Annotated in this window: 11 protein-coding genes; 9 read left to right on the top strand and 2 right to left on the bottom strand. The window is 67.5% G+C overall.

What is annotated here, in order from left to right; translation table 11 throughout:
- Positions 1-172: 172 nt before the first annotated feature.
- From F7O44_RS19065 to F7O44_RS19045, 5 genes are all read left to right on the top strand, one after another.
- A complete protein-coding gene (locus F7O44_RS19065) occupies positions 173-682 on the top strand; it encodes a DinB family protein (protein ID WP_162451836.1) in 510 nt (169 codons plus the stop codon).
- 193 nt (positions 683-875) lie between these two features.
- A complete protein-coding gene (locus tag F7O44_RS19060; RefSeq protein ID WP_162451835.1) occupies positions 876-1952 on the top strand; it encodes a type IV toxin-antitoxin system AbiEi family antitoxin domain-containing protein in 1077 nt (358 codons plus the stop codon).
- Positions 1953-2126: 174 nt separating this feature from the next.
- A complete protein-coding gene (locus F7O44_RS19055) occupies positions 2127-2690 on the top strand; it encodes a hypothetical protein (RefSeq protein ID WP_162451834.1) in 564 nt (187 codons plus the stop codon).
- Positions 2687-3352: a class F sortase gene (locus F7O44_RS19050; RefSeq protein WP_162451833.1), complete on the top strand. Its 666-nt coding sequence runs from the start codon at positions 2687-2689 to the stop codon at positions 3350-3352. Before F7O44_RS19055 ends, F7O44_RS19050 begins: the two co-directional genes overlap by 4 nt.
- A gap of 108 nt (positions 3353-3460) precedes the next feature.
- Positions 3461-5287, top strand: a complete 1827-nt coding sequence (locus F7O44_RS19045) for a sigma-70 family RNA polymerase sigma factor (protein WP_162451832.1) — start codon at positions 3461-3463, stop codon at positions 5285-5287.
- Between the two features lie 22 nt (positions 5288-5309).
- Here F7O44_RS19045 and ptsP read toward each other — a convergent pair whose 3' ends face one another.
- Positions 5310-6998, bottom strand: a complete 1689-nt coding sequence (gene ptsP / locus F7O44_RS19040; RefSeq protein ID WP_162451831.1) for a phosphoenolpyruvate--protein phosphotransferase — start codon at positions 6996-6998, stop codon at positions 5310-5312.
- Between the two features lie 327 nt (positions 6999-7325).
- Here ptsP and F7O44_RS19035 point away from each other — a divergent pair, with 327 nt between their 5' ends.
- From F7O44_RS19035 to F7O44_RS19020, 4 genes are all read left to right on the top strand, one after another.
- Positions 7326-8165, top strand: a complete 840-nt coding sequence (locus F7O44_RS19035) for a DUF4097 family beta strand repeat-containing protein (protein WP_162451830.1) — start codon at positions 7326-7328, stop codon at positions 8163-8165.
- A gap of 141 nt (positions 8166-8306) precedes the next feature.
- Entirely contained in the window at positions 8307-8732 is a 426-nt protein-coding gene (locus F7O44_RS19030) for an SPW repeat protein (RefSeq protein ID WP_162451829.1), read from the top strand.
- Positions 8733-9513: 781 nt separating this feature from the next.
- The gene (locus F7O44_RS19025; RefSeq protein WP_222851499.1) at positions 9514-10575 is read left to right on the top strand and encodes a LacI family DNA-binding transcriptional regulator; all 1062 of its coding nucleotides are present in this window, start codon (positions 9514-9516) and stop codon (positions 10573-10575) included.
- Complete coding sequence (locus tag F7O44_RS19020) at positions 10572-11474, top strand: ROK family protein (protein ID WP_174255958.1); 903 nt, start codon at positions 10572-10574, stop codon at positions 11472-11474. Before F7O44_RS19025 ends, F7O44_RS19020 begins: the two co-directional genes overlap by 4 nt.
- A 9-nt stretch (positions 11475-11483) precedes the next feature.
- Here F7O44_RS19020 and F7O44_RS19015 read toward each other — a convergent pair whose 3' ends face one another.
- Positions 11484-12740, bottom strand: coding sequence for an NAD(P)-binding domain-containing protein (locus F7O44_RS19015; protein ID WP_162451828.1), 1257 nt, complete (start codon positions 12738-12740; stop codon positions 11484-11486).
- Positions 12741-12760: the final 20 nt, after the last annotated feature.

Here is a 12760-nt window from a genome sequence, read left to right as displayed (position 1 = left end):
CCCAGAGGTGCCCTTCCGGGTTGAGGTGTGTGGAACCGTCGCAAGTCCCAGACTCCCAGCCCGTAAGGGCATCCTCGCGTTACGCCACGCTCACCCCACCACTCTCATCGGTGGATCGAGGCTTAGTACAACTTGGAGCCGACCGGACGGTCGCCGGCTGGTAGACAGAACCATGAACAATGCCGCAGAGCCGCCGCACACCCTCACTGACCCTAAAGAACTCCTCCTCGGCTACCTCGACTACTACCGGCTCGCGGTCGAGCGCAAGCTCGACGGGCTGTCCGATGCCGAGCTGCGGAGCAGCCGGCTGCCCTCGGGATGGACGCCGCTCGAACTGGTGAACCATCTCGTGCACATGGAACGACGCTGGCTGTGCTGGGGATTCAGCGCGGAGAACGTCGACGGACCCTGGGACGATCACGACGACGGCCGCTGGGTGGTGCCGCGGGAGGCAACCGCGGAGCAGCTTGTTGCGGTGCTGCACGCGGGCGGTGAGCGCACCAGGCGAATCGTCGAGTCCGCCGGGTTGTCGGATCGCGCAGGCCTCGGCGGGCGGTTTCGGACCGCCGAGGAGTGCCCCACGCTGATCTGGACACTGTTCCACGTGCTCCAGGAGTACGCCCGGCACGCCGGTCACCTCGACATCGCCCGAGAGCTGGCCGACGGCGCCCTCGGCGAGTAAGGGGCCGCATCTTCGATACCAAGAACGCTCGGTGAATCGCTTCAACCGGCTCTTGTGTGCAGTTCCTGGTATCGAAGGTCCGGCTCACGCCCGCAGCCGCCGTCCACAGGCCCACCGCCGCGCCGACTAAGGCTATCCACAATCGGCTCAGTGTCCCTTCCGGCACGGGCTCCGGGACATGAGAGTTGCGATCATGTCTCGCCGTCACACCCGCCTGCCCTCGCGCATCGTTACGCTGCTCCGGCAGTGCCAGGGCCTCATCGACGTCGGCACTGCCCGGGCCGTCGGTATCTCGCCGGACTATCTCAGCCGCCTGGCCAGAGCACAGCTGCTCATCCGGTTGGCAGAAGGTGTCTACGCATCGGCCGAAACCGTGCGAGAGCTCGACGACTGGGCGTTGCACGAGCTCACCGCCCGGGCGTTCCTATTCTCGTGCAGCCCTGATGCCTTCCTGACCGGCTGGTCGGCCGCGGCGGTCTGGGGTTTACCGACCTTGGGACCGCCTCCAGCCAAACCCACCGCGGTCAGGCCCAAACAGGCCGGTCGGGGATCAAAGACAGGGGCGCACGGCATCGTTCATACGGCCGAGATCCCGTCACATCACCAACAAAGGCTCATCCGCACTCGGCTGGTCAGCCGGGCTTGGACGGCAGCCACCATCGCGTTGACCGCCTCGGTCGGTGCGGCGTTGGTGGTGGCCGACGCGGCCGTCCGCACTGGCGGTGACCTGCCCGATGCCATCCAGCACATGTCCGGGTGGCCCGGTGTCACCAGAGCCCGGTGGGTGGCCACATATGCCGATCCGCTGTCGGAGAGCCCGATCGAGACCCTTGGCCGATTCGCATCGATCGTGGGCGGTCTGCCGACGCCGGTGTCGAACGCCTGGGTGGGCGACGGTCAGCCAGAGTTCCGGGTGGACGGGCTCTGGCCATACCACCACGCCGCGTCTGAGGGAGACGGCGCGTCCAAATACAACAACCGTCCGGACGCCGCGGGCATCGTCTTCAAGCAGAACGAGCGTGAGTGGCGCCTGCGCCGCCTCGGTCTCGACATCGCCCGCTACGGTTTCTCACTCGCGGCATTCCGGCAACGAGAGCTGATCTCGCGGTTCGCCCAGCTCTTGCGCGACAACCCGCCGCGAAGCGAGCCGGTCCGGTGGTGGAAGCATGTGCCCGGCGTCGGGCCGGTGGAACCCGAGCCGGCAGACTGGCCGTCGCCCCATCCCACGGGAATCGTGCTGCCGCCAGGCTGGTGGCGGGATAGACGGTGACGCCCGGCTTCGATACCAACAACGACAGGTGAATCGCTTCAGCCGGTGCTTGCGTGCAGTTCCTGGTATCGAAGGTCGCACAGGTCGCAAAGATTCACCCGAAAAAGTTGTTAGGTTCTGGGCGGCCACGGCTCTTACAGGTGTTCAAGCTCACCAGACACCGAAGGAGCCATCATGCAGACCACCACAACTCGCCCCACCCCAGCCAACCGGTTGCGGTCGTTCGTCCATGGCGGTGCGTCCCTGGCAGCCTCGGCGGCAGCGGTTTCGCTGTTCGTCGTCGGGTTCCCGCTGGCCTCAGCCTCGGCTGCACTCGAACCCGAGCTGGTCGCCGAACACTCGACGACGGACAGCCCGCCACCGGAGATCGACGTCGAGCAGGCGTTCCCCGACGACGGTCCGGTCAACCCTCCGAACTGGGGCCCCGACGGCATCAAGCCATGCGAGGTGAACTGCAATCCCGGTGGGGATGAGGACGGCGGCGGCGAAGACGGAAACGGCGAAGACGGGAACGGCGAGGACGGAAACGAGGACGGCGGCAACGACGGCGGGAACGACGAAAACGGCGGCGACGACGGAACCGACGACGTCCCCGAGCACCGTACGCCTGTTCCCACCAGGATCGACGCCGGCGAAGGCGGCACCGACGGTGACTACCTGTGGCTGGCTCTCGGTGGTGTCCTGTCTGCGGTCGGCCTGAGCACACTCGGGTATCGAAGCATCCGGAACCAGCAATGATCCGGACCAAGTCTTCCCAGGCCACCGCCCACCGGCCCACCCGGCTGGTGGGCGGTGCCCTCGCCATCATGCTGCTCGGCCTCGTCGGCCTCCTGCTGGTCGCGTGCGGTTCCCAGAGCGGACTGTCATCGCCGGACGTCGTCGCCGTCGATCGCCCGCAGGTGCAGCAGCCGACGGCCACTCCCACCAGCACGCCGGCCGGCGCGGACGAGACATCTCCCCATGCGGCCGAACCGATCGCTGTCCAGGTACCGGCGGCGAACATCGACACCTCACTCATCCCGGTCGGCCTTCAGGACGACGGAGCCATGGAACTCCCGGATCCAGGCCTCGGGGCGTGGTACGAACTCGGTCCCAGGCCGGGCGAGCCGGGGGCGGCCGTACTGGTTGGCCACGTGGATTCGGTTGCCGGGCCGGACGTCTTCTTCGGGCTGAACACGCTGACCGCGGGCGACGTGGTCCACGTTGACGACGAGGACGGCGCCCGGCATACGTTCACCGTCACCGAGGTGGAGCTGGTCGACAAGGAAGCCCTGCCGTACGAGCGCATCTGGATGGACACCAGCGAGCCTGTCCTCAGGCTTATCACGTGCGGCGGTCCGTACAACCGCGCCGCCGGCGGCTACCAGGAGAACGTCGTCGTGTATGCGGAGGCATCATGAGCGCCCGAACCGATTCCGCCGGCCAAGGCAGCGAACACGGCCGGGCCGGCACACCTCGTGGTTGGCTAGGCGGTGCCACATGGCCGGAATGGGTGTAGGTTTCCGGCCATGGAGGAGCAGCCCGCTCCCATCCCGACCGATGCCGACCTGGTTGTCCGCGCGCGGGCCGGCGATCGAGACGCGTTCGCAGCCATCTACGACCGCTTCGCCGACCGGATACACGATTTCTGCTGGTCGATGCTGCGGAACCGGGACGACGCGGCAGATGCCACCCAAGACACTTTTCTCCGCGCCGTCGAGCGGCTCGGGCAGTTGAAGGAGCCGGGGAAGTTGCGCTCCTGGCTGTACTCGATCGCCCGTAACGAGGCGCTGGCGCGGCTGCGGTCGCGCCAGCGCCAAGTTCCCGACGAGTCGATGCCCGACGTGCCCGATCCGGCTCGCGGTCCCGAGACGCGTGCCGGAGAGAACGAGCTGCGCCAGCTGGTTTGGGATGCGGCCGCGGGACTGGGCGAACGAGATCGGGTACTGCTCGACCTCCATGTGCGCCAGGGCCTCGAGGGTGCGGAACTGGCCGACGCCGCCGGGGTGAGCACCAGTCATGTCTATGTACTGCTCGGACGGCTACGTGATCAGGTCGAGCGTTCATTGGGAGCTCTGCTGGTAGCCCGGCTCGGCCGCGCGGAATGCACCGTATTGGACTCGGTCCTCGTCGACTGGGACGGGCGTTACTCGGCTCTCATCCGCAAGCGGGTCGCTCGTCATGTCGACGGATGCGACATCTGCGGGGAACGGCGGCGCACCGCCGCCAGCCCCATGGCGCTGTTGTCCACCGTGCCGATCATGCTGGCCCCGGCCGAGGTGCGCGACGTCGTTCTAGCCGCGTTCGGCGCGCCTACCACTCGCGAGGACGACGACCACACTGACGGCCACCCGGGTCACAACGGCTCAGCTCCTCCGCCGTCGGGCGACAGGTCCAGCGCCCACGGCTCGCGCCCGGGTTGGCTACGGCCGGGCCGGGCAGCCGTCCTGGTCTCTGCGGCCACGGCCCTCGTCGCCGGCGGAATTCTGGCCGGCATCGTGCTGGCCGGATCCGAAGACGACGGCGCCGCTCCAACCGCCGCCATGACGGATACCCCACCTCACCTCTCGCCAACGCCGAGCGAGCTGCCCACCGCTCCGGGCGCCGCGCACACCGATGCCGAAGCAACACCGGATCCGCCCGCCACGAATGCCGTCGACAACCAACAACCCGCTGATGGCCAGGATGAATCGAGTGATGAAGCCAACGGCGATGGCTCCCTGGAGCAGACCCCGCCGCAAGCCAACCAGCCCGGCCCCGGCGAACTGTCCGTGTCGGCGTCGGTGCTCCAACTCGGCTCGCAACAAGGCGACGGCAGCGTCGGCCTGCGCAACACGGGCGAATCAGCACTGACGTATCAGGTCACGTCGGACTCGGCGTGGTTGACCGTCGACCATGTCAACAGCGAATTGGGCCCGGACGCCAGCCGCGAGCTGAGGGTCAGCGCCGACCGATCAGCACTGCCGGAGGGCGACCATCGAGCTACGGTCCAGGTGAGCTCGGCGGTCGGCGACGCGGCGGTCGAGGTGATCGTCGCTGTGGAGCGGCCCCCGGTCATCGAAGAGCTGTCCGCTGATCCGGCGGAGGTCGGCATCAGCCTGTGTTCTCCGGACTCGGCGCAGGTCCGTGCCCGGGCATCCGACGAGTCCGGTATCTCCGGGGTCGAACTCTCCTGGAGCGGCGCCGGCGGGTCCGGCGCCGTAGGGATGGCCGAGCGCGCGGGCGCATGGCACGCGCAGCTGGGCCCGTTCGACTCTCCCGGGCCGGTGAGTTGGAGCATCATGGCCGTCGACACCCGTGGCAATGTCGCCACCAGTGAGACGCGCACACTCACCGTGAATCCGTGCCCGCAATAGCCCGCTCGCAGGCCAGGTGGCTTCAGGCCAGGGTGCCCGCTTCCTCGGCCAGCAGATCTACGACGGCGGCCCGGGCAGCCCGCGGATCTTCTGCCGCCCGTGCTGCCACCGCCATTTCGACACACCGAGCGTGGTCATGCATCGCCAGCGCGGCCCGCACCGCGGCAACTTTGCCCGGCGCCATGGACAGGCTGGTGATTCCCATCCCGACCAGCACCAATGCCAGCAGCGGGTCGCCGGCTGCCTCTCCGCATACCCCCACAGACACGGATTCCCCCGCGCCTCGTGTGGTGGACGCGATGAGATCCAGAACCGCCGGTTGCCAGGGATCAAGCAGCCCAGCCAGTTCGCCGAGCATCCGGTCGGCCGCGAGCGCGTACTGGGTCAAGTCGTTCGTTCCGATGCTGGCGAAGTCGACGTCGGCGAGCACCTGGGTTGACCGCAATGCCGCGGACGGAACTTCAACCATCACCCCCACCTTCGGCAGCCCCGCGGCCCGGGCACGTGCGGCGAACCAACGGGCATCCTCAGGCGTGGCCACCATCGGCGCCATCACCCAAACATCGGCGTCACATTGAGCGGCCGCGGCTGCCAGTGCCGTGAGCTGGTCGGTCAGCAGAGTCTCGGTGCGCTGGGCCAGCCGGAGACCCCGCACGCCCAGCGCCGGGTTCTCTTCCTCGCCTGAGGGCGCGAACTGAAGAGGTTTGTCGGCGCCGGCGTCGAGGGTCCGCACCACTACGCGACGCGACCCGAATGGGCGCAGCACCGACACGTAGGTGCTGGTCTGCTCCTCCACCGTGGGCGCGGAAGGCCGGTCGAGATAGAGGAACTCGGTGCGGAACAGCCCGACCCCCTCGACGTCCTGGACCGCGGCTTTCTCCGCGTCGTCGGGGGTGCCGATGTTTGCCAGCAGCGCCACCGGAACACCGTCTTTGGTGCGGCCCGGCCCGCTGAAACGGGAAAGCTGCTGGTGCCGTTCGTCGGCACGGCGCAGCCAGTCCGCCTGTGTCGCCTCATCCGGCGAAATGAGAATCTGACCCGACGCACCGTCGACAGCGACGACGACGCCGTCGTACAGAGCCGCTCGCTCCGGCCCCACACCCACGACGGCGGGCAGGCCCATCTGCGCGGCGAGAATGGCGGTGTGGCTGGTGGGGCCACCTGCCTCGGTCACGATGGCGAGGATGTCGTCGGGCGACAGCCCGGCGGTGTCGGCCGGCGCAAGGTCGTGGGCCACGAGCACAGACGGCACGTCCACCACCGGGATCCCCGGCTGCGGAGCGCCGAGCAGATGTGCCACCACCCGATCGCGTACGTCGCGCAGGTCGGTGACGCGTTCGGCGAGGTACCCGCCAACGGCTTCGAGTGACTTGCACACTTCCTCCACGGCGCCGTCGAGCGCTGTGGCGGGACCCGCCCCTTCACCAAGCCGCTTCTGCGCCCCAGACTGAAGGGAAGGGTCGCGCGCCATCATGGCCGTAGCGGTGAGGATGGCCGCGGCGTCGGCCCCGGCCTGGCTGGCGCGACGTTCCAGTTCAGCAGCGACGAGTTCGAGGGCCGCGCTGATCTCTCGCGCAGCGGCGTCCACGTCATCCGGCGCAGGCTCCTCGGCCGGCGGCCGGACCGGATCGGCCATCCGGATCACCGGACCAACCACTACACCGGCGCTGACTCCGATGCCTTCAAGTACTTGGCTCGAGTCCGATGTCACTGCTCACTCCTTAACAAGACGCCGCGTCGACCAGGCGCACGAACAGACCACTGAGGGGTCGCTTCGGCAGCTTTGATGAATGCGCACCGTTACGCATCCGAATCGTCCGATCCACCATAGAGGTCGCCCGGGCGCGTACGACGCCGGGTTCACGTGTCGGGCTCCCTGACTCGCACGGCCGCTCAGGACGTGACCGGACCCGCGAACCTCAGGGACACCATGAACGACACCACACCTCGTGTGAGGGATCTCCCTGTCGACAACCTCGGGGATCGATCCTCATTCAGGTGGACCTGTGCGGCCGGCAACGCGGCTACTGTCGTCGGTATGACAACTGACCGCACCCTCCATCCGGACCTGAGTGTCCAGCACCGACCGGGTGGCGGCGATCGCCACCAGGCTGGAGTGGGCGGCACCCGGCGCCGGTGGCGCATGGTCGCGCTGTTTGTCGTGGTGGTCACGGCGGTGGGTGTGTTTTCGTGGTTCACCCGCTCTGCCGACACGACTGCGGTCACGGTCGAGGACGCTGTCACCGTCGTCGAGGTGAACGTCGCCGCTGGCGACGTGGAGATCATCCGTGGTGACGACTCTCATGTGTGGTTCGAGAGCCGCACCGAAGACGGCTGGATCCGAGCGGCCCGGATCGAACATGCAGTCAGTGGCGAGACGTTGCGGATCGAGGGTGACTGCCGCGGCAACAGCTTCGTCCCCGCGTTCGGTTGCCGCACCAACATGACGGTCAGGGTGCCCGACGGCGTCGCCGTCCGCGTCCAGAGCGACGCTGGATCGATCGACGCCGCCAACCTGACCGGCGATACAAACCTCGAGGTCAACGCCGGCGAGATCGACGTCATCGACCAGATCGGCCCGCTGCGCGCACACACCACCGCGGGGAATATCCGGGTCACGCGACTAGGGGCTCACGACGCGCGCGTCTCATCCAAGGCGGGAGCAGTCGATGTCCACGCCATCACGGCCCCGCGGTCGCTGGACGCGGAGTCCAGCGCCGCCCAGGTGACCGTCACACTGCCCGCCGACCAGCGCTACGACGTCGAGGCAAGCAGCCGGACTGGAGAAGTCAGCGTCAATGCGGACGTCAGCCACACATCGATACACAAAGTGCGCGCCTTCTCCAACAGCGGAGACGTCACAGTCACCACGGAATAGCCGGTCGACCATACCCCGCAGACACCACCGCCGCTGCGATCCGAATCACTACATGTTCGTTGCGGTTCCTTCCAAAAAGCGGTGCTCAGGCGCATTATTGAGATGCGGGATCGACTCGTGTCCTCTAAGGAGGTGGGGGTCATGAGCGCGCCGACTCCCAACATCGATCAACATCCAGACGTCGCGACGATGCGGCGCAGGTACGACCAAATTGCTGACACGCGAATGGCACAGTCGGCAGACGGTCTCGTGTTCCTGTCCGGTTTGTACGTGGCGATGTCAGCTTGGGTGATCGGCTTCACCGATCACGCCAGTATGACCGCGAGCAACCTGTTCGCAGGTCTAGCGGTCGCGGTCCTCGGTATCGGATTCGCTGCGGTCTACGGCCACACACACGGCATCGCCTGGGTCGCACCACTCATCGGCGTTTGGGTCATCGTCTCACCGTGGGTGGTCGACGGCGGCACGCCTGAGAACGCGGCCATCGTGAGCAATGTGATCGCAGGCGCGATTATTGTGCTCTGCTCGATGGCCATGATGTCTGCGGCGCGCAAGATGCGCGCGTAGTGCATTGTCGCGAGCGGCGGCTCAATCGTGATCCCGCAAGGCCGCCGCTCCTCATCAGCTACCAACCAGCCTTCTACTCATTCAGTGACCGACGCGTTGCAGCCATTGACATGTCTGTTTCATATTGGGCAAACTATTCAAAGCGCTCGTTCCATTTGAGCTCGCGATGCCAGGCGGCGGAGCCCATTCCCACCAACGCCGCCAGGAGGCCCGCCCCCACCCTCGCCACGAGGGTTGGGGGCGGCTTCGCAACCAGCCACATCGGGCTTATCCCGAGCCCATCGAGCGCGTCGAGAAACACAAGTAGGTGACGATATGAGTCCCACGTCTTGGAACCGGTGCGCCGGTCACAGAAAATAACTAGACCCGTCCGGCTACGGACCAGCAGGAGGCGCTGTGTTAGTGATCCACTGCAACGAATGCCAACGCCGACTCACAGACCATCAGTACAGCTCGTACCATGACGCCGAGAGTGCCCGGCGACAGGTCGGTTACGTCACAGGCCGGGTCACCCGCTACGGCGAGGACGAAGTCCTGTGCGTCACGTGCTACGAGGCAACCCGAACACAGGCCTGAGCCGGCCATTCCGAGAACCTGCCGCGCGGCGCCCTGCCTCGATCCGGCGCCGCGCACTGATGCTGAGCCCTGAGCCGACACCCCGCCGTTTCGAGTCGCCCGAAGATCGATGCTGTTGCGGCGTAGGACGATGATAACGTTGTCCCCGCGGTCACCGGCGACCCAACGCTCCGGCCCGAGGGGCCACCCGCCAGTCGGGCGGAATATGACCATCGAGCGAGCCATGGGGGTGGCCTGGGTGCCCGAGCAGATCCGAGCCGGCAGGCGATCCGGCAACCGGCCCACCATGAACGACGTCGCGCGGACGGCCGGTGTCGGCCTGAAAACCGTGTCTCGTGTCGTCAACGGCGAACCCCGGGTCAGGCCGGAAACGGCGAGAAAGGTCCACGCCGCGATCACCAAGCTCGGTTTCCGGCGGCACGAGGGCGCCAGGTGGCTGCGCCAGGGCAGCACGGCCTGCATCGGCATGGTGCTGGAAGATATGGCCGACCCCTTCTACTCCATGCTGACCCGGGCGGTAGAGCAGGTTGCCCGCGCCAAGGGCTTTCTCGTGTTCACCGGCTCCTCGGAGGCAGACCCAGCACAAGAGCGGGAGCTGGCGCAGGCATTCTGCGCCCGCCGTGTGGATGGGCTCGTGATAGCCCCGGCCAGCCAGGACCACCGATATCTCGAGCCGGAGCTCCAGGCCGGCGTCGTCGTCGTGTTCGTCGACCGGCCTGCCCAGAACATCGACGCCGACGCGGTACTCGCTGACAATGCTGGAGGCGTGCGAGCCGGAATCGCACACCTGCTCAGCCAAGGCCATCGCCGTATCGGCTTCCTCGGGGACACTCCAGAGATCTTCACCGCCGCCCAGCGGTTGCGGGGCTACCAAGAGGCGCTGGCCGCGGCCGGTCTCCCGTTCGACGAGTCACTCGTGGCCATGGGCCGCCCGGAGCAGGGCTTCGTCCGGATGTCGTTCGACCGTTTCTTCGCCGGACCGGAGCCGGTCTCCGCGCTGTTCACCGGAAACAACCGTGCCACCGTCGCTGCCCTGCGGGAGCTTGCCACTCGTACCGAACGACCGGCCTTGGTCGGGTTCGACGATTTCGAGCTCGCCGATCTCCTGCACCCCGCTATCACCGTGGTCAAGCAGGACGCCGCCGCCATCGGTCGCACCGCGGCCGACCTCCTCTTCCGGCGGATCTCCGGCGACGACGGCCCGGCCCGCACCATTGAACTCAGCACCCAACTCATTCCCCGAGGATCCGGCGAGGTAACCCCATGACCCCCCTGATGGCCAGCATCGAGGCCGGTGGCACGAAGTTCGTATGTGCGGTGGGCACCGGCCCGCACGACCTCCGTGCCGTCACGTCCTTCCCCACTACGACGCCGGATGAGACGCTGGCGCAAGCCATCGCGTTCGTACGAGAGCAAGAAGAACTGGCCGGGCAATCCGTGTCCGCTCTTGGGGTCGCCTGTTTCGGCCCCGTCGACCTGCGCACCGACTCCCCCACTTTCGGACACATCACCTCAACTCCGAAGCCCGGCTGGGGCGGTACCGACGTCGTCGGTACGTTCCGCCAGGCCCTCGGCGTGCCCGTGGGCTTCGACACGGACGTCAACGGCGCCGCTCTGGCGGAGAGCCGATGGGGAGCTGGCCAAGGCCTTGATCCGGTCGTCTATGTCACTGTGGGCACCGGGATCGGCGCCGGCGCGCTGGTGAACCGCCAGCTCTTGCACGGCCTGCTGCATCCGGAAGTGGGCCATGTGCTGGTGCGCCGACACCCGGAGGACACGTTCGAAGGAGTCTGCCCGTATCACGGCGACTGCCTGGAAGGGCTCGCCGCCGGGCCAGCACTCCAAGCACGATGGCAGCGCCGCCCGGCCGACCTCGGCCCGCTCCGCGACCAGGCCGTGGCCATGGAGTCGTGGTATCTCGCGCAACTAGCCACGATGCTCATGTATCTGCTCTCCCCCGAACGGATCGTCTTCGGCGGCGGCGTCACCAAACTGCCAGGTCTCCTACCGGCGTTACGCAAGGACGCCGTGAGCATCGTCAACGGCTATATAGATGCGCCGGCGGCGACCACGGACATCGACAGCTACATCGTGCCGCCGGGCCTGGGGGACCAAGCCGGTATCCTCGGCGGGCTCGCACTGGCCCAGCGCGCGGTCTCCCGGTGATCGGGTCACCTAACCCCGAGGGACCCTCGATCCAACAGGATGTACACGATTAGCGTCGGGAGTGGGACGATCCCGGCCCGAGCTCGTCTCCAATGGGATCTGGCCGACTTCAATACCGCCATGTCGCCGAAGAGGCCCCACCCGCTCGCGAATCCAACTTGACGGTATCGAAGTCGCGGCGGGCGAGGCGTCCACACTCAGCAAGTCCCTGATCTCCAGCGCCGCGGCCCGGCCGGCACGGTTGGCGCCGACCGTGCTGGCGGACGGGCCGTAACCGACCAGGTGCAGCCGAGGCTCGGACGCCACCCTGGTCCCGTCCATCCGGATCCCGCCCCCGGGCTCACGCAGTCCCAGCGGTGCCAGGTGCGCCAGTGCTGCCCGGAATCCAGTAGCCCAGATGATCACGTCGGCAGCGACGAAGGTGCCGTCGTTCCATCGGACACCACCTGCCTCGATCCGGTCGAAGATCGGCAACCGGTTCAGAACTCCTTTGGCCAAGGCTTCCTGCACCACTGGCGTGTGGCCGAGACCGGTCACGCTGACCACACTCTGGGGAGGAAGGCCCGCACGCACCCGCGCATCCACGGCGGCGATCACCTGCCGGCCGAAGTCCTCGGTGAACTCGACGCCCTCGAACACGGGCGGGCGACGGGTCAGCCAGGTGGTCGACGCGGCGACGTCGGCCACCTCGGACAGGATGTGGGTCGCCGAATGACCACCGCCCACGACAACGACGCGCTGCCCAGAGAACTCGGCGGGGCCGCGATAGTCCGCGGAGTGCAGCTGCCGTCCACCGAACTCCGCGACGCCCGGGTAGTACGGCCAGTACGGATGCGTCCACGTGCCGGTCGCGTTCACGACGGCCCGGGACGCCCAGGCGCCGTCGTCGGTTTCCACCACCAGCCGGGAGTCCTCGCTGTATCGAACCGCACGCACATCAACCGGACGGCGCACCGGCAGCTCGAAACGGTGCTCATAATCCGCGTAGTACTCGGCGACGACGTCGGCCGCGGGGCGGACCGCGTCCGCGGGCCGGGCCTCACGACGCGCACCCGGCAGGTCGAAGATGCCGTGCACCTTCCGCATGGTGAGGCTGCGTGCGCGCTCCCGCCACGCCCCACCTGGTCCGGCCCCGGAGTCCAGGACGACGAAGCCGTGGTAGGGCTCGAAGCCGAGGCGGCGAAGGTGGTAGGCGGCCGACAGGCCGGCTTGCCCGGCGCCGATGACGACGACGTCCACCTCGCGGCTGCGGTTCGAATCCTTCATGTCCACGTCAACCGCACCAG

It is taken from the genome of Phytoactinopolyspora mesophila, from assembly GCF_010122465.1.
In the GTDB taxonomy this organism is placed as follows: Bacteria; Actinomycetota; Actinomycetes; order Jiangellales; family Jiangellaceae; genus Phytoactinopolyspora; species Phytoactinopolyspora mesophila.
This window is presented reverse-complemented; position numbering and strand designations above follow the sequence as displayed.